General features: G+C 69.2%; 16 protein-coding genes. 1 reads left to right on the forward strand and 15 read right to left on the reverse strand.

Annotated elements, in window-relative coordinates:
• Window positions 1-3 precede the first annotated feature (3 nt).
• The 11 genes from rplC to rpoB all read right to left on the reverse strand — a co-directional run bounded on the left by rplC (window position 4) and on the right by rpoB (window position 17,849).
• The gene (gene rplC, locus LQK93_RS04235; RefSeq protein WP_374970311.1) at window positions 4-654 is read right to left on the reverse strand and encodes a 50S ribosomal protein L3; all 651 of its coding nucleotides are present in this window, start codon (window positions 652-654) and stop codon (window positions 4-6) included.
• A gap of 13 nt (window positions 655-667) precedes the next feature.
• The gene (rpsJ, locus tag LQK93_RS04240; RefSeq protein ID WP_374970312.1) at window positions 668-976 is read right to left on the reverse strand and encodes a 30S ribosomal protein S10; all 309 of its coding nucleotides are present in this window, start codon (window positions 974-976) and stop codon (window positions 668-670) included.
• 438 nt (window positions 977-1,414) lie between these two features.
• The gene (locus LQK93_RS04245) at window positions 1,415-2,719 is read right to left on the reverse strand and encodes a M18 family aminopeptidase (RefSeq protein ID WP_374970313.1); all 1,305 of its coding nucleotides are present in this window, start codon (window positions 2,717-2,719) and stop codon (window positions 1,415-1,417) included.
• A gap of 480 nt (window positions 2,720-3,199) precedes the next feature.
• Window positions 3,200-4,396 carry an elongation factor Tu gene (gene tuf / locus LQK93_RS04250; protein ID WP_142204298.1) on the reverse strand — a complete coding sequence of 399 codons (1,197 nt, stop codon included), beginning with the start codon at window positions 4,394-4,396 and terminating at the stop codon, window positions 3,200-3,202.
• A gap of 104 nt (window positions 4,397-4,500) precedes the next feature.
• Complete coding sequence (gene fusA, locus LQK93_RS04255) at window positions 4,501-6,618, reverse strand: elongation factor G (RefSeq protein ID WP_374970314.1); 2,118 nt, start codon at window positions 6,616-6,618, stop codon at window positions 4,501-4,503.
• Between the two features lie 129 nt (window positions 6,619-6,747).
• The gene (gene rpsG, locus LQK93_RS04260) at window positions 6,748-7,218 is read right to left on the reverse strand and encodes a 30S ribosomal protein S7 (RefSeq protein ID WP_030194180.1); all 471 of its coding nucleotides are present in this window, start codon (window positions 7,216-7,218) and stop codon (window positions 6,748-6,750) included.
• Window positions 7,218-7,592 carry a 30S ribosomal protein S12 gene (rpsL, locus tag LQK93_RS04265; RefSeq protein ID WP_020143255.1) on the reverse strand — a complete coding sequence of 125 codons (375 nt, stop codon included), beginning with the start codon at window positions 7,590-7,592 and terminating at the stop codon, window positions 7,218-7,220. The genes rpsG and rpsL overlap by 1 nt, the downstream gene beginning before the upstream one ends.
• Window positions 7,593-7,939: 347 nt before the next feature.
• Window positions 7,940-8,536 carry a hypothetical protein gene (locus LQK93_RS04270; RefSeq protein WP_374970315.1) on the reverse strand — a complete coding sequence of 199 codons (597 nt, stop codon included), beginning with the start codon at window positions 8,534-8,536 and terminating at the stop codon, window positions 7,940-7,942.
• 36 nt (window positions 8,537-8,572) lie between these two features.
• Complete coding sequence (dacB, locus tag LQK93_RS04275) at window positions 8,573-10,141, reverse strand: D-alanyl-D-alanine carboxypeptidase/D-alanyl-D-alanine-endopeptidase (RefSeq protein ID WP_374970316.1); 1,569 nt, start codon at window positions 10,139-10,141, stop codon at window positions 8,573-8,575.
• A 203-nt stretch (window positions 10,142-10,344) separates the two neighbouring features.
• A complete protein-coding gene (locus LQK93_RS04280; RefSeq protein WP_374970317.1) occupies window positions 10,345-14,244 on the reverse strand; it encodes a DNA-directed RNA polymerase subunit beta' in 3,900 nt (1,299 codons plus the stop codon).
• Window positions 14,245-14,366: 122 nt separating this feature from the next.
• Window positions 14,367-17,849 (reverse strand): DNA-directed RNA polymerase subunit beta, encoded by a 3,483-nt coding sequence (rpoB, locus tag LQK93_RS04285; protein WP_142204294.1) that lies wholly within the window; start codon window positions 17,847-17,849, stop codon window positions 14,367-14,369.
• Between the two features lie 494 nt (window positions 17,850-18,343).
• On the opposite strand from rpoB, the gene LQK93_RS04290 reads away from it, so the two are divergent.
• Complete coding sequence (locus LQK93_RS04290) at window positions 18,344-18,907, forward strand: DUF4282 domain-containing protein (RefSeq protein ID WP_374970318.1); 564 nt, start codon at window positions 18,344-18,346, stop codon at window positions 18,905-18,907.
• A 107-nt stretch (window positions 18,908-19,014) separates the two neighbouring features.
• On the opposite strand, the gene LQK93_RS04295 is transcribed toward LQK93_RS04290, so the two are convergent.
• The 4 genes from LQK93_RS04295 to LQK93_RS04310 all read right to left on the reverse strand — a co-directional run bounded on the left by LQK93_RS04295 (window position 19,015) and on the right by LQK93_RS04310 (window position 22,577).
• Window positions 19,015-20,025, reverse strand: coding sequence for an agmatine/peptidylarginine deiminase (locus tag LQK93_RS04295; RefSeq protein WP_374970319.1), 1,011 nt, complete (start codon window positions 20,023-20,025; stop codon window positions 19,015-19,017).
• Between the two features lie 44 nt (window positions 20,026-20,069).
• Window positions 20,070-21,032 (reverse strand): nitrilase-related carbon-nitrogen hydrolase, encoded by a 963-nt coding sequence (locus tag LQK93_RS04300; protein ID WP_374970320.1) that lies wholly within the window; start codon window positions 21,030-21,032, stop codon window positions 20,070-20,072.
• 80 nt (window positions 21,033-21,112) lie between these two features.
• Window positions 21,113-21,829, reverse strand: coding sequence for a hypothetical protein (locus LQK93_RS04305; protein WP_374970321.1), 717 nt, complete (start codon window positions 21,827-21,829; stop codon window positions 21,113-21,115).
• A gap of 103 nt (window positions 21,830-21,932) precedes the next feature.
• Complete coding sequence (locus tag LQK93_RS04310) at window positions 21,933-22,577, reverse strand: hypothetical protein (protein ID WP_374970322.1); 645 nt, start codon at window positions 22,575-22,577, stop codon at window positions 21,933-21,935.
• Window positions 22,578-22,579 lie beyond the last annotated feature (2 nt).

Consider the following 22,579-nt stretch of genomic DNA (forward strand, 5'->3'; position numbering starts at 1 on the left):
CGTTCAGCCCTTCGCAGCCGTGCGGATCAGGACGATGCCACCGCGGGGGCCGGGGACGGCACCCTTGATCAGCAGCAGACCCTTCTCGGCGTCAACGGCGTGGATCTGGAGGTTCTGGGTCGTCTGGCGAACGCCACCCATGCGACCAGCCATGCGCATGCCCTTGAAGACACGGCCGGGGGTCGAGCAGCCGCCGATGGAGCCCGGCTTGCGGTGGTTGCGGTGCGCACCGTGCGAGGAGGAGACGCCGGCGAAGCCGTGACGCTTCATGACACCCGCGAAGCCCTTGCCCTTGGTCGTGCCGGTCGCGTCGACGCGCTGGCCCGCCTCGAAGGACTCGGCCGTGATCTCCTGGCCGAGCTCGTAGGTGCCGGCGTCGGCCGTGCGCAGCTCGACGAGGTGACGACGCGGCGTGACGCCGGCCTTCTCGAAGTGCCCGGCCATCGGCTTGTTCACCTTGCGCGGGTCGATCGCACCGAAGGCGATCTGGACCGCGGAGTAGCCGTCGGTCTCGTCGGCACGCACCTGCGTGACGACGCAGGGGCCGGCCTTGACCACGGTCACGGGGACGAGCTTGTTGTCGGCGTCCCACACCTGGGTCATGCCGAGCTTCTCGCCGAGCACGCCCTTGACGTTCTTCTGAGCAACAGTCATCTCAACAACCGCCTCAGAGCTTGATCTCGATGTTGACGTCCGCCGGCAGGTCGAGACGCATCAGCGAGTCGACGGCCTTGGGCGTCGGGTCGATGATGTCGATGAGGCGCTTGTGCGTGCGCATCTCGAAGTGCTCGCGGCTGTCCTTGTACTTGTGCGGCGACCGGATGACGACGTACACGTTCTTCTCCGTCGGCAGCGGGACGGGGCCCACCACGGTCGCGCCGGCGCGCGTCACTGTGTCAACGATCTTCCGGGCCGAGTTGTCGATGACCTCGTGGTCGTACGACTTCAGCCGGATGCGGATCTTCTGTCCCGCCATCTGATGAACGTCTCTCTCTCGCTTCTGACTACCGGTTCCCTTGGCCCATCCGACCCCCGAGGTCGGGCGTGTCGCGCCCGCTTCGCGGCGAAAGCTGCACAATTCAGTGCCACTCTCGTGTGGATTGCCCGGCCGAACCGGGTAACTTGCGCTTCCCTCGGGCCTCCGACAGGAGTCCGGGCGAGTCCCCGTCAGGAGGCTCTCAAGGGGCGGCGCCACCGACATGGGTCAGCGACGCGCGTCAAGCAACCTGAACAGTGTGCCAGAGCGGCCACTGCACTATCAAATCGGGCCGAGCGGGCCCGCCAGGGGCGCAGACGTGGCGCGTCGCCCGCTTCCGGCCGGTGCGCGACGAAGCATCGCCGACGTATGCCGTCAGCATCGTTCCGAGGCCCGCGCTCCCCCGCGCGTCGACCGGGCGCCAACCGCCACCCGCGCTCAGGCCGGGGCGAGGAAGGCGCTCAGCGCGGCGGCGTACATGGCCGGGTCCTCGGCCCCCATGAGCTCGCGGGTGCTGTGCATCGACAGCAGCGCCGCCCCGAAGTCGACGGTGGTCGCTCCCGTCAGCGACGAGGTGACCGGCCCGACGGTGGAGCCGCACGGCAGGTCGCTGCGGGTGACGAAGGTCTGCATCGGCACCCCCGCCTGCTCGCACGCGAGGCGGAAGGCTGCGGCGCCCACCGAGTCGGTCGCGTAGCGCAGGTTGGTGTTGACCTTGAGGACCGGACCGCCGTTGACGCTGATCTGGTGCATCGGCTCGTGACGGTCGGCGTAGTTGGGGTGGGTGGCATGGCCCATGTCGCCGGAGGCGATGACCGTCGCGGCCAGGGCCCGCCAGTAGTCGTCGCGGCTGCCGCCTCCGGCCGTGACGATGCGCTCGAGCACGGACGGGAGCAGCGTCGAGGTGGCTCCGCGCTCGGAGGTGCTGCCGATCTCCTCGTGGTCGAACAGCACGAGGACCGGCACGTGGGCGGGCTCGGTGGCCACCGCGTCGAGCAGGGCACGAACCCCGGCATACGAGGTGGCGAGGTTGTCGAGGCGGGGTGCGGCGATGAGCTCGCGTGAGCGCCCGAGCCGGGTCGACGGCTGTACGGGGTGCGTCATGACGTCCCACGAGAGCACGTCCTCGTGGTCGACGCCGACCTGCTCGGCGAGGTAGCCGACGAAGTCGCCGGGCTCGTCGCCGAGGCCCCAGAGCGGCTCCATGTGGGCCTGCTTGTTGAGGGTCAGACCGTCGTTCTGGCTGCGGTCGAGGTGGATGGCCAGCTGTGCCACCCGCAGCAGCGCCTCGCGCCCGTGGAAGGTCCGCGACTCGACGCCGTCCGCGCCGCGGACGGCGACTCGGCCGGCCAGGCCCAGGTCGCGGTCGAGCCACGAGCTGAGGAGCAGCCCGCCGTAGGGCTCGACGCCGAGCAGCTGCCAGCCCACGCGCGAGTGATCGGGATTGGGCTTGATGCGGAGGTTGGGGCTGTCGGTGTGGGCCCCGACGACCCGGAAGCCCGCGGCCGGACCTGCCCCCGCGCCGTGGGCGCCGGTGGTGTCCCAGGCGATCAGGGACCCGCCGCGCACGAGGTAGTGCCGGCCCGGTTCGGTGGGCCATGCCGCCGTTTCGACGACCTCGGTGAAACCCTCCGCAGCCAGGCGGGCCGCGGCCTGCTCGCAGGCGTGGAAGGGGGTGGGCGAGTCGTCGACGAAGTCGATCAGACCCTGGGCTTCGGTGTCGGTGTCGAACGAGTGCGCCATGGCCCCCGACCCTATCCGTCCCACACGTGATGCCGAGCGGGCAGGCCCGACGTCAGCGCGGCCCATCGTGCACAGGATGCCGTCAGCCAGCAACCACTCGACCAGGGCGAGCCTCTCCCCCTGGGCGACTCCTCGAGGCCGTGCGCACCTTTCGGGGTCATGACCCCGAGAAGGACACACAGCCGTGCAGGCGGGAAGCACCCACGTGCGAAAAAGGGAGCGGGGCGCCTGACGGCGCGAGGGGAATCGGCGGCGGCCACCTGGCGCTGGGAGAGCCCTGCCCGCATACGACCGCCGACGCTCCACGCCCCGAGGGTCGTCAGGCGCGTCGCGACCCGCACGCCGCGAGGACCGTCGGTCGCCCTGCGACGCCCCTGTGCGACCCCCGAGCGGGCCTGACGTGGACATGCGGAAGGGCCCGCCCCGCCGAAGCGGAACGGGCCCTACCGGTGAAGCAGGTGCTGCAGGTGCAGCGTCAGATCACTTGATGATCTTCGTGACGCGACCGGCGCCGACCGTGCGGCCACCCTCACGGATGGCGAACTTGAGGCCGTCCTCCATGGCGATCGGCTGGATGAGCTCGACCGTCATGTCGGTGTTGTCGCCGGGCATGACCATCTCGGTGCCCTCGGGCAGGTGCACGACACCCGTCACGTCCGTGGTGCGGAAGTAGAACTGCGGGCGGTAGTTGTCGTAGAACGGCGTGTGACGGCCGCCCTCGTCCTTGGACAGGATGTAGACCTGCGCCTCGAAGTCCGTGTGCGGGGTGATCGAGCCGGGCTTGACGACGACCTGGCCGCGCTCGACGTCCTCGCGCTTGGTGCCACGAAGGAGCAGACCGACGTTCTCGCCGGCGCGACCCTCGTCGAGGAGCTTGCGGAACATCTCGACACCGGTGACCGTGGTCTTGGCCGGCGGGCCGGTGTGGATGCCGACGATCTCGACCTCCTCGTTGACCTTGAGGACACCGCGCTCGATGCGGCCGGTGACGACCGTGCCACGACCGGTGATCGTGAAGACGTCCTCGACGGGCATCAGGAACGGCTTGTCGATGTCACGCTCGGGCTCCGGGATGGAGTTGTCGACGGCGTCCATGAGGTCGAGGACCGACTGGCCCCACTTCTCGTCGCCCTCGAGCGCCTTGAGCGCCGAGACCTGCACGACCGGCAGGTCGTCGCCCGGGAACTCGTACTGCGACAGGAGCTCACGGACCTCCATCTCGACGAGCTCGAGGATCTCCTCGTCGTCGACCATGTCGGCCTTGTTGAGCGCCACGACGATGTAGGGGACGCCGACCTGGCGGGCCAGGAGGACGTGCTCCTTCGTCTGCGGCATGGGGCCGTCGGTGGCGGCGACCACGAGGATCGCGCCGTCCATCTGGGCCGCACCCGTGATCATGTTCTTCACGTAGTCAGCGTGGCCGGGGCAGTCGACGTGGGCGTAGTGGCGGCCCTCCGTCTGGTACTCGATGTGCGCGATGGAGATGGTGATACCGCGCTGGCGCTCCTCGGGAGCCTTGTCGATGTCCTCGAACGCGAACTGGGGGTTCAGGTCGGGGTACTTGTCGTGCAGAACCTTGGAAATCGCAGCCGTCAGCGTCGTCTTGCCGTGGTCGATGTGACCGATGGTGCCGATGTTGACGTGCGGCTTGGTCCGCTCGAACTTTGCCTTCGCCACTGTGGTCCTCCTCAGGACTTTCTAGTGTTACGCCGTACGACCAGGGCAGGACGTGGCGCGGTGGGGTGGATTCCGATGGAAGAGCCTACGGGATGTCCCGCAGGTCACTCCCCGCGGGTCTTCTTGATGATCTCCTCGGCAACGGCCTTGGGGACCTCTGCGTAGGAGTCGAACTCCATGGAGAAGCTAGCGCGGCCCTGCGTCTTGGACCGCAGGTCGCCGACGTAGCCGAACATCTCGGACAGCGGGACCAGGCCCTTGACGACCTTGGCGCCGCTGATGTCCTCCATGCCCTGGATCTGGCCACGGCGGGAGTTGATGTCACCGATGACGTCGCCCATGTAGTCCTCGGGCGTGCGGACCTCGACGGCCATCATCGGCTCGAGAAGCACCGGGTCCGCCTTCTTGATGGCCTCCTTGAAGACCATCGAGCCGGCGATCTTGAACGCCATCTCCGAGGAGTCGACGTCGTGGTACGCGCCGTCGTTCAGCGTCGCCTTGATGCCCACGAGCGGGTAGCCGGCGAGCACGCCGTACTGCATCGCGTCCTGGATACCGGCGTCGACCGACGGGATGTACTCGCGCGGGACGCGACCACCGGTGACGGCGTTGACGAACTCGTACAGCGAACCGTCCTCGGTCTCACCGAGGGGCTCGAAGCTGACCTGCACCTTCGCGAACTGGCCGGAGCCACCGGTCTGCTTCTTGTGCGTGTAGTCGTACTTCTCGACCGCACGACGGATCGTCTCGCGGTAGGCCACCTGCGGCTTGCCGACGTTGGCCTCGACCTTGAACTCGCGCTTCATGCGGTCGACGAGGATGTCGAGGTGCAGCTCGCCCATGCCGGCGATGATCGTCTGGCCCGTGTCCTCGTCGAGGTGCACCTGGAAGGTGGGGTCCTCGGCCGAGAGCTTCTGGATGGCCGTGGAGAGCTTCTCCTGGTCACCCTTCGTCTTGGGCTCGATGGCGACCTGGATGACCGGGTCGGGGAACGTCATCGACTCGAGCACGATCTGGTCGTTGATGTCCGAGAGCGTGTCGCCGGTCGTCGTGTCCTTGAGGCCGATGGCGGCGTAGATGTGGCCGGCCATGGCCTCGTCGACCGGGTTCTCCTTGTTGGCGTGCATCTGGAAGAGCTTGCCGATGCGCTCCTTCTTGCCCTTGGTCGAGTTGATGACCTGGGTGCCGGAGGAGATGTGGCCGGAGTAGACGCGGATGAAGGTCAGCGTGCCGAAGAACGGGTGCGTGGCGACCTTGAAGGCCAGGGCCGAGAACGGCTCGTCGAGGCTGGGCGCACGCGTCAGCTCGATCTCCTCGTTGCCCGGCTTGTGGCCGATCATCGGGGGGACGTCGAGCGGCGACGGGAGGTAGTCGACGACGGCGTCGAGCATCGGCTGCACGCCGCGGTTCTTGAAGGCGGACCCGCAGAACACCGGGTAGATCTCGGAGTTCACGGTGAGCTTGCGGATGCCGGCCTTGAGCTCGTCGACGGTGAGCTCCTCGCCGCCGAGGTACTTCTCCATGAGCTCGTCGTCGGACTCGGCGACACGCTCGACGAGGGCCATGCGGTACTCCTCGGCCTTCTCCTGCAGGTCGGCCGGGATCTCCTGGATCTCGTACTTGGCACCCATGGTCACGTCGCCCTTGGCGTCGCCGGGCCACACGAGGGCACGCTTGTAGACGAGGTCGACGACGCCGACGAAGTCGTTCTCGGCACCGATCGGCAGCTGCATGACGAGCGGCTCCGCACCGAGGCGGTCCTTGATCGTCTGCACCGTGAAGTAGAAGTCGGCGCCGAGCTTGTCCATCTTGTTGACGAAGCAGATGCGCGGCACGTCGTACTTGTCGGCCTGACGCCACACCGTCTCGGACTGGGGCTCGACACCCTCCTTGCCGTCGAACACAGCGACGGCACCGTCGAGGACGCGCAGCGAGCGCTCGACCTCGACCGTGAAGTCCACGTGTCCGGGGGTGTCGATGATGTTGATCTGGTTGCCCTCCCAGAAGGAGGTCACGGCGGCAGACGTGATCGTGATGCCGCGCTCCTTCTCCTGCTCCATCCAGTCGGTCGTCGACGCACCGTCGTGGGTCTCACCGATCTTGCGGTTGACACCGGTGTAGAAGAGGATGCGCTCCGTCACCGTGGTCTTGCCAGCGTCGATGTGCGCCATGATGCCGATGTTGCGGACCTTCTTGAGGTCCGTCAGGACGTCGAGTGCCACGTCAGGTTTCTCGTCTCATTCGTCGTGTAGTGAATCTCTGGGCGCCGGGCCGCGTCGCGGGACGGGCGGGCGCGTGCCCGGTCGGTATGCCGTGGAGCGCGCTCCCCGGCATACCGACCGGACCGCTGGTCACCAGCGGTAGTGCGCGAAGGCCTTGTTGGACTCGGCCATCTTGTGGGTGTCCTCGCGGCGCTTGACAGCGGCGCCGAGGCCGTTGCTGGCGTCGAGGATCTCGTTCATGAGGCGCTCGGTCATCGTCTTCTCGCGACGCTGGCGCGAGTAACCGACGAGCCAGCGCAGGGCGAGGGTGGTCGAGCGGTTGGGCTTGACCTCGATCGGCACCTGGTAGGTCGCACCACCGACGCGACGGCTCTTGACCTCCATGGCCGGCTTGACGTTGTCGAGCGCGCGCTTGAGCGTGGCGACGGGGTCGGTGCCGGTCTTCTGGCGGCAGCCCTCGAGGGCGCCGTAGACGATCGTCTCGGCGATCGACTTCTTGCCGTCGAGGAGGATCTTGTTGACGAGCTGCGTGACGAGCGGGCTGGAGTAGACCGGGTCGACGACGAGCGGGCGCTTCGGAGCGGGTCCCTTACGAGGCATCAGCTCTTCTCCTTCTTCGCGCCGTAACGGCTACGAGCCTGCTTGCGGTTCTTGACACCCTGGGTGTCGAGCGTGCCGCGGACGATCTTGTAGCGCACACCCGGGAGGTCCTTCACACGACCACCGCGGACGAGCACGATCGAGTGCTCCTGCAGGTTGTGGCCGACGCCGGGGATGTAGGCCGTGACCTCGATGCCGGAGCTGAGGCGCACACGGGCGACCTTGCGCAGGGCGGAGTTCGGCTTCTTGGGGGTGGTGGTGTACACGCGGGTGCACACGCCGCGACGCTGGGGCGAGCCCTTCAGCGCCGGGGTCTTGGCCTTGCTGGCCTTGTCCTGGCGGCCCTTGCGGACCAGCTGGTTGATGGTAGGCAACCTGGTTACTCCATAACGGTGGTTGTCGGTCGTCCCGGAGGACGGCTCCTTGGCTGTTTCGGCACCTCGACCCCCGAGGTCGGGCGTGTCGGCGCCGGTTCTCTCCCCTGCACTCCCCTCCCACGTCCGCAGCTGGCGGCCGTTCGGGAAGGTTGCCCGGCGAGAGGTGTGCTCTGGACCGCAGTGATGTCACGTCCGCCGGGGGCGGGGCGGACAGGGCACCGTGGCCGTCATCGCGCATGCCTGAGGGCGTGCCTCAGACACAGTTCTCTAGAATACCGGGGCGCGGCACGCCGACCAAATCGGTTAGAGCGGGCCCGACCGCGCCGATGAGGTATGCCGGGTGCTCAGCCCAGCCGCCAGTCGCCGGCGTACATGTGCAGCACGGGGACGCCGAGCTCGTCGCGGGCGCGGGAGGCCCAGTCGGTGTGGAAGGTGTCCTCGACCGCATGCGGCTCGGTCACGACCACGACCTCGTGGGCGCCGAGGCGGGCCACCTCCTCGACGAGGGTGGGCATGGGGTCGTCCGCGGTGATCTCGCCGGTGACGACGACGTCGTGGCGCTGGAACTCCACCAGCGACTCGGACAGGGCGGTGGTGGCGTCGGCGTGCGCCTCGGCCCGGTCCACGGGCTTGAGCGCCTCGAGGGCCTCACGCATCTCGAAGAGGCTCAGGTGGTCGAGGAACGAGCTCAGCAGGTTGCGGTCGGTGTCGGCCGGCACGAGCACCCGGTAGGACGGCGCCTGGTCCTCGTGCAGGGCCACGATCTTGTCGACGTCGACCGGCTTGAGGGCCTCCTCGGTGAGCACGATGATGGCCGGGGCGGGTCCGCTCTCTGCTTGCGCGGACGTCTCGCCGGACGCCGCCGTTCCGGTCGGCGCGGTGGCTGGGGTGGGTTCGACGGGCTCGGTCGCGTGCGGCGCGGCGGCCGTGGGCTCGGTCATGGACCCAACCCTACCGAGGGCGCGGCAGCACGCGCCTCACCGGTTCGTCATGCGCCACCGGGCGAGCAGCATGCCGAGACGGTCCTCCACCGGTCGGGGCGAGGTGCCGGAGAAGCTGCTCATCATGACGAAGACGTAGCGCCGTCCGTCGGCGCCGTTGACGTAGCCGGCGAGCGAGGTGACCCCGGTCAGGCTGCCGTTCTTGGCGCGCAGGTTGCCGGCTGCGGGGGTGGCTCGCATCCGGGAGGCCAGCGTGCCGCCCTGCCAGCGCACGGGATCGACCCCAGCCACCGGCAGCGCTGCCCGGAACGTCGGCCACCAGGAGGCGCGCTGGGCCTTGTCGAGGAGCAGGGCCAGCTGGCCCGGCGTCAGGCGGTTGGCGCGGGCGAGACCCGAGCCGTCGACGAAGCGCAGGCCACTCGTGGGGATGCCGATGCCGGCGGCATACGCCCGCAGCGCGGACGTGCCGTCGGCCCAGCTGCCGGGACGGCCGGTCCGGTGGCCGAGCGTCTTGGTGATCGCCTCGGCGTGGGAGTTGTTGCTCAGCTTGAGGAAGGGCACCATCAGCTGCCCGAGGGTCATCGAGTAGTGCCGGGCCAGCAGCGTGCGGCCGCTCGGCGTCGTGCCGCGGACCGCGGTGCCGTCGACCCGGATGCCGGCGGCGACGAGCCTGCTTCGCAGGGCACGACCGACCATGAGCGCGGGGTTGTCGACCGTGACCCACTTGCGAGCCGCCGTGTGGCGGACGGGCACTTGTCCGGTGACGGTCACGGTGTTGGTGCCGCCCGCACGGCTGACGGCGATCGTCGTCGCGGTGCCGCTCGCCGACGTGCGGGAGCGGTTGACGATCCGCAGGTGCGAGGCGGCCGAGGCCGGTGTGACGGTGATCCGGGGCAGCGCCGAGGTGGAGGTGCCCGGGCTGGCCGTGACGATGACCGTCCCGGCGTCGTAGTCGGTGTCGGGCGACAGGGTGAGGGCCGACACCTGGCCCGCGTAGTAGCTCGACGCGTACGAGGTGGACCAGTAGGGGTTGTAGCGCACCTCGTCGAAGGCGGAGGCGTCGGCGACGACGTCGCCCGTGATCCGCTTGACTCCCTTGGCACGCAGTCCGGCGACCAGCGAGCTGAGGTCACGCTCCAGCAGCGTCGGGTCGCCACTGCCCTTGAGGTAGAGCCGACCGGGCACCACTCCCCCGGCGCCGACGGGGGCGGCGTAGGCGTCGGTGGTCCAGCGGAAGCCGGGGCCGAGCCGCGTGAGGGCCGCGGCCGCGGTGAACGCCTTCTGGGTCGAGGCCGGAGCCAGCGGGGTGTCGGCGCCGCGCAGGTAGACGGGCCGCCGGGTGGAGGCGTCGGCCACCACCATACCGACCCTGGCCGTCGACGCGGTCACCCGCGGGTCGGCCATGACCTTGCCGACCTCGCGGCGCAGGGCCGCGTCACGCGAGTCGTAGACGGTCGCGCTCGAGCCGCCTGACGCTGCGGAGAGCACAGCGGCGACGGCGAGGGCCGCAGCGACGGGCGCGACGCGCCACCGGCCGGGGCTGGTGCGCGCCCACGCTCCTCGCGTGGCCCCGCGCGTCCGGACTTCTGTCGGTGCACGGACCACGACGACCTCCCGACGGATGCCGCCGGCTGGCCCTGGTGCCGCCGCACGACCTTCCCTGACGGCGAGGCTAGTCCGTTATGCCCGTTTCGGCGCGGCGAGATCGAGGCGGGAACGCCGAGGGCCGGCTCCCCCCGAAGGGGAGCCGGCCCAGCGGCATCCGTGGTGGTCACCCGATGGCCGCTCGCGCAGCCACCGGGAACCGGTCAGAACTGGTCGAGACCGAGTGCCTCGTCGTCGAGACGGATGGCCTCGCCGGTGCCCGAGCCGAAGCCTGCGTAGTCGTAGGCGTCGTAGCTCGGCAGCGAGTACATCGCGGCCTTGGCCTCCTCGGTGGGCTCGACCTTGACGTTCCGGTAGCGGGGCAGGCCCGTGCCGGCAGGGATGAGCTTTCCGAGGATGACGTTCTCCTTGAGGCCGAGCAGCGGGTCGGACTTGGCCTCCATGGCGGCCTGCGTGAGCACGCGGGTCGTCTCCTGGAAGGACGCGGCCGACAGCCACGACTCGGTCGCGAGCGAGGCCTTGGTGATGCCCATGAGCTCGGGACGACCGGCGGCCGGACGGCCACCCTCGGCCATGACGCGACGGTTCTCGTCCTCGAAGCGACCGCGCTCGGCCAGCTCGCCGGGCAGCAGGTCGGCATCGCCGGCCTCGATGATCGTCACGCGACGCAGCATCTGGCGCACGATGACCTCGATGTGCTTGTCGTGGATCGACACACCCTGCTGGCGGTACACGCGCTGGACCTCGTCCACCAGGTGCTTCTGCGCAGCGCGCGGGCCGAGGATGCGAAGGACCTGCTTGGGGTCGATCGCGCCCTGGACCAGCTTGGTGCCGACCTCGACGTGGTCGCCGTCGGCGACGAGCAGGCGCGAACGCTTGCTGACCGGGTACGCGTGCTGCTCGGAGCCGTCGTCGGGCGTGAGCAGGATGCGACGGGCCTTGTCGGTGTCCTCGATCTCGATGCGGCCGGTGGCCTCGGCGATCGGGGCCACACCCTTGGGGGTGCGAGCCTCGAACAGCTCGACGACACGCGGCAGACCCTGCGTGATGTCGTCGGCCGCCGCGGCGCCACCGGTGTGGAAGGTACGCATCGTCAGCTGCGTGCCGGGCTCACCGATCGACTGGGCCGCGATGATGCCGACGGCCTCGCCGATGTCGACGAGCTTGCCGGTCGCGAGCGAACGGCCGTAGCACTTCGCACACGTGCCGACCTTGCTGTCGCAGGTCAGGACCGAACGGACCCGGACCTCGTCGACACCCGCGGCGTAGAGCGCACCGATGACGACGTCACCGAGGTCGATGCCGGCCTCGGCGAGGACGGAGCCGTCGGGACCGACGACGTCCTCGGCGAGGGTGCGGGCGTAGACCGAGGCCTCGACGACCTCGCTCAGCGTGCGCGTGCCGGTGGTCTCGTTGACCTGGGCGATCGGCAGCTTGAGGCCACGCTCGGTGCCACAGTCGTCCTCACGGATGATGACGTCCTGCGACACGTCGACGAGACGACGCGTGAGGTAGCCCGAGTCGGCGGTACGCAGAGCCGTGTCGGCCAGACCCTTACGGGCACCGTGCGTCGAGATGAAGAACTCGAGCACCGTGAGACCCTCGCGGAAGTTCGCCTTGATCGGGCGCGGGATGATCTCGCCCTTCGGGTTGGCCATCAGGCCTCGCATGCCGGCGATCTGGCGGATCTGGAACCAGTTACCACCCGCACCAGAGGACACCATCCGGTAGATGGGGTTCGTGCGCGGGAAGTTGGTCTCCATCTCCTTGGCGACCTGGTTGGACGCCTGGGTCCAGATCTCGACGAGCTCCTGGCGGCGCTCGTCGTCGGTGATCAGACCACGCTCGTACTGGGTCTGGACCTTGGCGGCCTTGGCCTCGTAGGCCTCGAGGATCTCCGTCTTGTTGTCCGGCGTCGTGACGTCGGAGATCGCGACGGTGCAGCCCGAGCGGGTCGACCAGTGGAAACCGGCCTCCTTCAGGGCGTCGAGGGACGCGGCCACCTGGACCTTGGAGTAGCGCTCCGCGAGGTCGTTGACGATCGCCGACAGGCGCTTGCGGTCGACCGGGCGGTTCTCGAACGGGTAGTCGACCGGCAGCGTGTCGTTGAAGATCGCACGGCCGAGCGTCGTCTCGAGCGTCAGGCTCGGGATGAGTCCACGCTCGTCGGGCTCGACACCCTCGGGCAGCTCGTAGCCGGCGGGGGCCACCGCGTCCGTCAGACGCAGCTTGATCGCCGAGCCGAGCAGGATCTCGCCACGGTCGAAGGCCATGCGGGCCTCGGACGGGGACGAGAACGCACGACCGGCACCCGGGCCGCCGCCGTCGACGGCGTCGGTCAGGTGGTAGATGCCGGTGATCATGTCCTGGGTCGGCATGGTCACGGGGCGACCGTCGGCCGGCTTCAGGATGTTGTTGCTCGAGAGCATGAGGATGCGGGCCTCGGCCTGCGCCTCTGCCGACAGCGGCACGTGGACGGCCATCTGGTCACCGTCGAAGTCGGCGTTGAAGGCCGAGCAGACGAGCGGGTGGATCTGGATGGCCTTGCCCTCGACCAGTTGCGGCTCGAACGCCTGGATGCCGAGACGGTGCAGCGTGGGTGCGCGGTTGAGCAGCACCGGGTGCTCCGTGATGACCTCTTCGAGGACGTCCCACACGACCGGGCGGGCGCGCTCGACCATGCGCTTGGCCGACTTGATGTTCTGCGCGTGGTCGAGGTCGACCAGGCGCTTCATCACGAACGGCTTGAACAGCTCGAGCGCCATCTGCTTGGGCAGACCGCACTGGTGCAGCTTCAGCTGCGGGCCGACGACGATGACCGAACGGCCGGAGTAGTCGACGCGCTTGCCGAGCAGGTTCTGGCGGAAACGACCCTGCTTGCCCTTGAGCATGTCGGACAGCGACTTGAGCGGACGGTTGCCGGGGCCCGTGACCGGGCGACCACGACGGCCGTTGTCGAAGAGGCTGTCGACGGCCTCCTGGAGCATGCGCTTCTCGTTGTTGACGATGATCTCGGGGGCACCGAGGTCGAGCAGACGCTTCAGGCGGTTGTTGCGGTTGATGACGCGACGGTAGAGGTCGTTGAGGTCCGAGGTCGCGAAGCGGCCACCGTCGAGCTGCACCATCGGGCGCAGGTCCGGGGGGATGACCGGGATCGCGTCGAGGACCATGCCCGACGGGTGGTTCGTCGTCATCTGGAAGGCGTTGACGACCTTGAGGCGCTTGATGGCGCGGGTCTTCTTCTGGCCCTTGCCCGTGGCGATGATCTCCTGGAGCAGCTCCGCCTCGGCGTCGAGGTCGAAGGACTCGAGGCGCTTCTGGATCGCCGCGGCGCCCATGCCGCCCTCGAAGTACAGACCGAAGCGGTCACGCATCTCGCGGTAGAGGATCTCGTCGCCCTCGAGGTCCTGGACCTTGAGGTTCTTGAACCGGTCCCAGACCTGCTCGAGGCGCTCGATCTGCTGGTCGGCGCGCTTGCGGATGTTGTTCATCTCGCGCTCGGCCTGGTCGCGGACCTTGCGCTTGGCGTCGGCCTTGGCGCCTTCGGCCTCGAGCTCGGCGAGGTTGCGCTCGAGCAGCTGCGCGCGGGCCTCGATGTCGGCGTCGCGACGGTTCTCGATCTCCTTCTTCTCGACCTGGATCTGCGCCTCGAGCGAGGGCAGGTCGGCGTGACGCTGCTCCTCGTCGACGGAGGTGATCATGTAGGCCGCGAAGTAGATGACCTTCTCGAGGTCCTTCGGGGCGAGGTCGAGCAGGTAGCCGAGGCGGCTCGGCACGCCCTTGAAGTACCAGATGTGGGTGACGGGGGCGGCGAGCTCGATGTGGCCCATCCGCTCACGGCGCACCTTGGCGCGGGTGACCTCGACGCCACAGCGCTCACAGATGATGCCCTTGAAGCGGACGCGCTTGTACTTGCCGCAGTTGCACTCCCAGTCCCGGGTGGGGCCGAAGATGCGCTCGCAGAACAGGCCCTCCTTCTCCGGCTTGAGGGTGCGGTAGTTGATGGTCTCGGGCTTCTTGACCTCACCATGGCTCCACTGGCGGATGGAGTCGGCCGTGGCGAGGCCGATACGCAGCTCGTCAAAGAAGTTGACGTCGAGCACGTGGTTCCTTCTCTCGTAACTCTCGTTGAGTCTTTGGTCTGAGTGGTTTCGGGGGACGGGGGGTGGCGTATGCCGTCAGGCGGGCCTCACGGCATACGCCCCCTTCGTCGGGTGGGGCCTTCTCAGACCTCTTCGACGCTGGACGGCTCACGCCGGCTCAGGTCGATGCCGAGCTCCTCCGCAGCGCGGAAGACCTCCTCGTCGGACTCCTTCATCTCGATCGTCGTGCCGTCGGAGCTCAGGACCTCGACGTTGAGACACAGCGACTGCATCTCCTTGAGGAGGACCTTGAACGACTCCGGGATGCCCGAGTCGGGGATGTTCTCGCCCTTGACGATGGCCTCGTAGACCTTCACGCGGCCGGGAACGTCGTCCGACTTGATCGTCAGCAGCTCCTGGAGCGTGTAGGCGGCGCCGTACGCCTCGAGTGCCCAGACCTCCATCTCACCGAAGCGCTGGCCACCGAACTGGGCCTTACCGCCGAGCGGCTGCTGGGTGATCATCGAGTAGGGACCCGTGGAGCGAGCGTGGATCTTGTCGTCGACGAGGTGGTGGAGCTTGAGGATGTACATGTAGCCGACGGCCACCGGCTCGGGGAACGGCTCGCCGGAGCGGCCGTCGAACAGGCGCGTCTTGCCCGAGGCGTCGATGAGGCGGACCCCGTCGCGCGTCTTGAGCGTCGAGTCGAGCAGACCCGTGACCACGTCCTCGGAGGCACCGTCGAAGACCGGCGTCGCCACGCGCGAGCCCGCGGGGGCCTCGTGCGCGTCGGGCGCGATCTCCTTGGCCCACTCCGGGTTGCCCTCGATCTTCCATCCGCGCGAGGCGGCCCAGCCGAGGTGCAGCTCGAGGATCTGGCCGAGGTTCATACGACGCGGAACACCGTGCGGGTTGAGCACGACGTCGACCGGCGTGCCGTCCTCGAGGAAGGGCATGTCCTCGACCGGGAGGATCTTAGAGATGACACCCTTGTTGCCGTGGCGGCCGGCGAGCTTGTCACCGTCGGTGATCTTGCGCTTGTTGGCCACGTAGACGCGGACGAGCTGGTTGACGCCCGGCGGCAGGTCGTCGCCGAGGTCGGCGCGGAACTCCTTGACACCGATGACCGTGCCGGTCTCGCCGTGCGGCACCTTCAGCGAGGTGTCGCGGACCTCGCGGGCCTTCTCACCGAAGATGGCGCGCAGCAGGCGCTCCTCCGGGGTCAGCTCGGTCTCGCCCTTGGGCGTGACCTTGCCGACGAGCAGGTCGCCGTCGCGGACCTCGGCGCCGACGCGGATGATGCCGCGCTCGTCGAGGTCGGCCAGGACCTCCTCGGAGACGTTCGGGATGTCCCGGGTGATCTCCTCGGGGCCGAGCTTGGTGTCGCGGGCGTCGACCTCGTGCTCCTCGATGTGGATCGAGGACAGGACGTCGTCCTGGACCAGGCGCTGGCTGAGGATGATCGCGTCCTCGTAGTTGTGGCCCTCCCACGACATGAACGCCACGAGCAGGTTGCGCCCGAGCGCCATCTCGCCACCGTCGGTCGCGGGACCGTCGGCGATGACGCCGCCGGCCTCCAGCCGGTCGCCCTCGTTGACGACGACGACCTGATTGTAGCTCGTGCCCTGGTTGGAGCGCGCGAACTTGGCGATGCGGTAGGTCTGGTAGGTGCCGTCGTCGTTGGCGACGGTGACCAGGTCAGCCGACACCTCCTGCACGACACCGGCCTTCTCGGCGCGGACGACGTCGCCCGAGTCGAGGGCGGCGCGGAACTCCATGCCGGTGCCGACGATCGGCGCCTCGCTCTTGACGAGCGGGACGGCCTGGCGCTGCATGTTGGCGCCCATGAGCGCACGGTTGGCGTCGTCGTGCTCGAGGAACGGGATCATCGCGGTCGCGGCCGAGACCATCTGGCGCGGTGAGACGTCCATGTAGTCGACCTCGTCGCCGGGGACGAGCTCGACCTCTCCACCCTTGGTGCGCACGAGCACGCGGTCCTCGGTGAAGTTGTTCTGCTTGTCGAGCGGCGCGTTGGCCTGGGCGACGACGAAGCGGTCCTCCTCGTCGGCGGACAGGTAGTCGATGTCGTCGGTGACGTGACCGTCGACCACCTTGCGGTACGGCGTCTCGATGAAGCCGAACGCGTTGATGCGACCGTAGGACGCGAGCGAGCCGATGAGGCCGATGTTCGGGCCTTCAGGCGTCTCGATCGGGCACATGCGGCCGTAGTGCGACGGGTGGACGTCACGGACCTCCATCTGGGCACGGTCACGGGAGATACCACCCGGGCCGAGCGCGGACAGGCGACGCTTGTGCGTCAGACCCGCGAGCGGGTTGTTCTGGTCCATGAACTGCGACAGCTGCGAGGTCCCGAAGAACTCCTTGATCGACGCCACCACCGGGCGGATGTTGATCAGGGTCTGCGGGGTGATCGCCTCGACGTCCTGCGTGGTCATGCGCTCGCGGACGACGCGCTCCATGCGGGAGAGGCCGGTGCGGACCTGGTTCTGGATGAGCTCGCCGACAGAGCGGAGGCGACGGTTGCCGAAGTGGTCGATGTCGTCGACCTCGACGCGGACGTCGACCTCCTCGCCGTTCTTGACGCCCTTCATCGAGTCCTGGCCGTCGTGCAGCGTGACGATGAACTTGATCGTCTTGACGATGTCGTCGATCGACAGGGTCGAGTCGTTGATCGAGGCGTCGAGACCGAGCTTCTTGTTGACCTTGTAGCGGCCGACCTTGGCCAGGTCGTATCGCTTGCCGTTGAAGTAGAGGTTGTCGAGCAGCGTCTGCGCGGCCTCCTTCGTCGGCGGCTCGCCCGGGCGCAGCTTGCGGTAGATGTCGAGCAGCGCGTCGTCCTGGCCCTGCGTGTGGTCCTTCTCGAGGGTCAGGCGCATCGACTCGAACTCGCCGAACTCCTCGAGGATCTGGGCCTCGGTCCAGCCCAGGGCCTTCAGGAGCACGGTGACCGACTGCTTGCGCTTGCGGTCGACGCGGACGCCGACCATGTCGCGCTTGTCGATCTCGAACTCGAGCCAGGCACCGCGGCTCGGGATGATCTTGGCCGTGTAGATGTCCTTGTCGGACGTCTTGTCGGGCGTGCGCTCGAAGTAGACGCCCGGGCTGCGGACGAGCTGCGAGACGACGACACGCTCGGTGCCGTTGATGATGAAGGTGCCGCGCTCGGTCATGAGCGGGAAGTCGCCCATGAAGACCGTCTGGCTCTTGATCTCACCCGTCTGGGCGTTCATGAACTCGGCGGTGACGAAGAGCGGCGCGTCGTACGTCTGATCGCGCTCCTTGCACGACTCGATCGTCTTGCGGGTCTCCTCGAAGCGGTGGTCGCGGAACGACAGCGACATGGAGCCGCTGAAGTCCTCGATCGGGGAGATCTCCTCGAAGATCTCCTCGAGCCCGGACCGGTCGGGGACGTCGGTGCGCCCCTCGGCCTTGGCCGCAGCGACGCGAGCCTGCCAGCGCTCGTTGCCGAGCAGCCAGTCGAAACTCTCCGTCTGAAGGGCCAGGAGGTCGGGGACCTCGAGTGGTTCGCGAATCTTCGCGAAGGACAGACGCCCGGAGGGGGTCTGTGCGGTGGACATGTTCGTCGCGGTACGCGAGGCAGCCAAGGAGGGTCCTTCCACGGGCCTTTTTCGAATCTTCAGATCCGCGTTGCGCATGGCTCCGCTCGCGGGTCCCGGAGGTCATACCGAATGCCGGGTGGCACGGTGGGTGGCCTGACGGAGTCGCGAAAGGGAGGGCATGGGCAGCGCAAAGGCCTAGCCTACCCGCAAAGGGCAGGAGTGTCCAGCCGGGTCAAGGAGCGGAGATCGTCGACCGAGGTGCCACGCGGCCTCGAACGGCCGTGCGCCTCGGCGTGACCTGCCACGCCCCCCGGACCGGGGGCTCGCAATGCGAACGCGACGAATATGGCCCTCTGCGCCCTTCGCGTCAAGACCTGTCGCCCCGCAGGCGCGTCGCCACGCCTCGCAACGGGGCTGCCACGACCCCGCTGACCTGCAGTGACGCCGCCCCCGGGCACGACGTTGGCCCCGGTCCGCGCCTCGCTGCGCACCTAGCATGGGAGGACCGACGATCCGCAGCTCCTTCAGAGAGGGAAGCCATGTCCGATCCGAACCCGCCCGAGCAGCCGTCCTTCAACCTGCCGGCCGGCAGCCGGCCCACGACGCCCATCTCCAGCGGCGAGTCGCCGCGGACACCGGACCAGGGAGCAGGCCCGACACCCTCTCCCCCGCCGCCCGTGGCGCCCCCGCCGCCGGGTCCGGGCGCCGGGGGCGGCCCCAGCGCGTCGTCCGGTCCCGGCGCCCCGACCAGCCCCAGCGGTCCGAGCGGTCCGAGCGGTCCGAGCGGCCTGTCGAGCATCCCCGAGCCCCCTCGCGAGGGCGCCGGTTTCTTCACGGCGCTCTTCGACTTCAGCTTCACGAACTTCGTGACGCCGATCCTCGTCCGGATCGTCTACGTGCTGGCGACCGTGGCACTCGTGGTCACCTGGTTCATCTTCCTGGTCGCCGCCTTCGCCAGCAGCGTCACCTCCGGCCTCGTGGTGCTCCTGCTCGGGCCGATCCTGCTCGTCATCTACCTCGCCATCGTCAGGATGACCCTGGAGTTCTACCTCTCCGTCGTCCGGATGAGCGAGGACATCCACAAGCGGCTCCCCCATGCCTGACCATCCCGCCTGACCATCCCGCCTGACCAGCACGCCGCCGCATGAGGTCGAGTGGGCCCTTTCCATCGGTAAGGGACCCACTCGACGTGCCCTGAGGGTGCCCGGCCTCAGAGGGCGGGCTGCTGCTGGGTGATGCAGTGGATGCCGCCACCACGGTCGAAGAGCGGGCGGGCGTCCACGCCCACCACGCGCCGGCCGGGGTATGCGTCGGCGAGCACGCCCAGGGACGCGTCGTCCTGCTCGTCCCCGAAGGTGCAGGCGATGACGCCGTCGTTGACGACGAGGTGGTTGAGGTAGGACCAGTCGACCGGCCCCTCCGCGTCCGCCAGCGTGCGCGGCGCGGGAACTCCCACGACCTCGAAGCGCTCCCCCCGCGCGTCACGGGCCTCCTCGAGCAGCTCGCGCAGCTGCCGCGACACTGCGTGGTCGGGGTGGGAGGGCTCCTGCTGCTCGTGGAGCAGCAGGACACCTGGGCTCGGGATGGTCGCGACGATGTCGACGTGGCCGCGAGTGCCGAACTCGTCGTAGTCGCGGGTCAGCCCGCGAGGCAGCCAGATGCACGTCGTCGCACCGATCGTGCGGGCCAGCTCGGCCTCCACGTCGAGGCGGGTCAGTCCGGGGTTGCGGCCGGGGTCGAGCTGGACGGTCTCGGTGAGCAGCACGGTGCCCAGGCCGTCGACGTGGATGCCCCCGCCCTCGTTGACCAGGCTCGAGCCGATGGCCTCGGCACCCGCGACGCCGGTGACGAGCGCGGCGATGCGCGCGTCGTGCTCCCAGGACGCCCAGGACTGGCCGCCCCAGCCGTTGAAGACCCAGTCGACGGCACCGAGCCGCGCGCCGTCGGCGGATCGGACGAAGGTGGGGCCGATGTCGCGCATCCAGGCGTCGTCGAGGTCCGCCTCCACCAGCTCGACGTCCGGATGCAGGTGCTCCCGCGCCACCGGCACGTCGTCCGGCACGGCCACCATGCGGACCGGCTCGAACTCGGCCACCGCGTTCGCGACGGCGGCCCACGTCGCTCGCGCGACGGCTGCCTCCTGCGCCGTGTCCCCGAGCGTGTAGCCCGCGCTCGGCCAGGCCATCCAGGTGCGCTCGTGCCGGGCGGTCTCCGACGGCATCAGCCAGCCCGCCGATGTTCTCCCGGGCGGCGGGACGGGCTCGGTCACCCAGCCACCTCGCGACGGTGCTCCTCGCGCACCGGGGTCGTCAGGGCGGCATACGAGTCGGGACGGCGCGTCTCGAGGAAGGGGAAGAGCTCGAGCCAGTCGCGCCGCTGCGCCAGGTCGAGGTCTGCGACGAGGACGGCCGCCTCGTCGCGCGGTGCCTGCACGAGGACCCGGCCGTAGGGGTCGGAGATGAAGGAGCTGCCGTAGAAGGTGATCAGGCCCTCGGTGCCGAAACGGTTGGGCACGACCATGAACAGCCCGTTGGCGATGCCGTTGCCGACGATGACCTGCTGCCACAGCGGCTGGGTGTCGAAGTCCGGGTGGTCCGGCTCGGAGCCGATGGCCGTCGGGTAGCAGAGCACCTGCGCGCCGGCCAGGGAGTAGAGCCGGGCCACCTCGGGGAACCACTCGTCCCAGCACGTGGGCAGGCCGAGCCGAAGCGACGGGTCGTCCAGCTCGACGAGCGGGTAGGCGTCGTCTGCCGGCCCGGGACGGAAGTACTTGTCCTCGTGGTAGCCGGCCGTGACCGGGATGTGCGTCTTGCGGGTGCGGGCCACCATCTCCCCGCTCGGGGCGATGACCACAGCGGTGTTGAAGCCGAGCCCGTCGCCCTCGTCGGCGCGCTCGTAGAGCGAGGCGTGCACGTGGACGTCGAAGTCACGGGCGGCCGCGCGGGCGAAGGTCACCGTGGGGCCGGTCTCGAGGTCCTCGGCTGTGGCCGAGGGCGTGCCCTGCGGCAGGGTGTCGGCGGGGTAGCGCGAGAGGGTCAGCTCCGGCAGGAAGACGATGCGCGCACCGGCCTCCGCCGCCGTGCGGATGCCGTCGCGGAGGGTCTCGACGAGGCTTTCGGGGTCGTCGAGCCACTCGTGCTGGACGAGGGCGACCCGCACGGGGACCGTCTCGGGGTCGTGGACGCGGGCTAGGGACTCTGGGACGCCATTGGCCTGGATGAGTTTCACAGCGGCAGTATGCCAACCGCGAGGAGCCCGGGACACGGCCTCGGCCGAGTCCCGGGCTCCCGGGGTGGGGTCAGGTGGGCTCAGTACGCCGCGAGGTCGCTAAGGAGCCAGCGGTCGCCGGTCTTGCGCATCGTGGCGATGACGCGGTTCTGGTCGATCGCGGGGGCCGGCTGCGCCTTCGTGGTGGTGGCCTGGTTGACGAAGGCCATGACGCGGACCGTCGTGCCCTCGCCGCCGTCGCCGGACGCGTCCATGACGCCAGCCTCGTAGACCTTGGCCTGGACGGTCGCCGCGTTCTTGACCGCCATCGGCTTGATGTCGGTCGCTGCGACCTTGGTGAACTGGTCCTTGAACGGCGAGGTGAGCTGCGGCAGCACCTCCTCGACGTGCTTGTCGAAGGACGAGCCGCTGTAGCTGAGGAGGCTCTCGAGCGTCGTGCGAGCCGAGCTCACGGCAGCCGTCCGGTTTGCGTCGGACACCGTCGGGCGCAGCGCGTAGACGAGCGCGGCGCCGAGCAGAGCGGTGGCCAGGACGGCCGCGACGATCGCCGGCCAGATCCGGGTGGAGCGTCGGGCGGGTGCCTCCGCAGTGGCGTCGCCGTGCGGGCGCTGCTCGAGGGCGTCGTCCGAGTCGTCCGTATCGCCCGCGACGGACGGTCCCGAGTGGCGGCCGGACGGGGCGGCGCGGAGCTCCTCGTCGGGGAACGCAACGTCGGTGGGGCGCTCGAGCGTCGCGGTCGCGGTGCGGGCGCTGCCAGCCGCAACCGGGGACACCTCGGGGCGCCCGGAAGTGGGCACGGAGGCAGGCACGGAGGCGGCCTCGGACGTGGACTGGGACCGACGTCGGGTGCCGGCCACGCGCTTGCGCGGGCTCCCGGCAGCCGAGGTCGTGCGACGGGGGTCAGCTGACGAAGTCAAGGGTGCTCACCTTCCACGCGTCGCCGACCTTCACCAGGTCGAGGCGGAGCCGGTACGTCTTCTTCTCGGGCTTGGGCGTCGAGGCGTTGGAGGTGGGGGCGACCACCCCCACGATGACCTTGGCGGAGTCCTGGTCGCCCGAGACGAGGGCGGCCTCGGCCCGCTCGACCGTCGACACGGTCTTGTTGGCCGTCACGACGGGCTTGAGCTGGGCGAGCGTGGACGCGTACTCCTTCGCGAAGGTGCCGGTGGACTCGTCGAGGACGCGCTTGGTGTCGGCGTCGAAGGTCGAGGCGTTCATCGTCACGAAGTTGACGGCGATCTGACGGCCGGCGGCCAGAGCGGCCGCTCCCGCGTCCTCGTCGCGCTGATGCTGCCACGCGGACCGGCCCGCGGTGGCTGCCACCGCGACCGCGGCGACGACCAGCAGGGCGGTCACGGCCCAGAGCAGACGGGTGGAGGGACGCCACGTGCGGACTCCCCTGTGGCCCGCACGTGGCGTGTCGGAGGTGACCGGACCGGCACCCGGGTCGCGGGCGTCGGGATCTGCGATCAGTGCGGCATCGTCGGGCGTCTCGCGCGTCCGCGGGGGCCGCTCGGTGTCCGAGCGGGTGGGGGCCATCGTCATCG

The organism is Terrabacter sp. BE26, from assembly GCF_041941675.1.
In the GTDB taxonomy this organism is placed as follows: domain Bacteria; phylum Actinomycetota; class Actinomycetes; order Actinomycetales; family Dermatophilaceae; genus Terrabacter.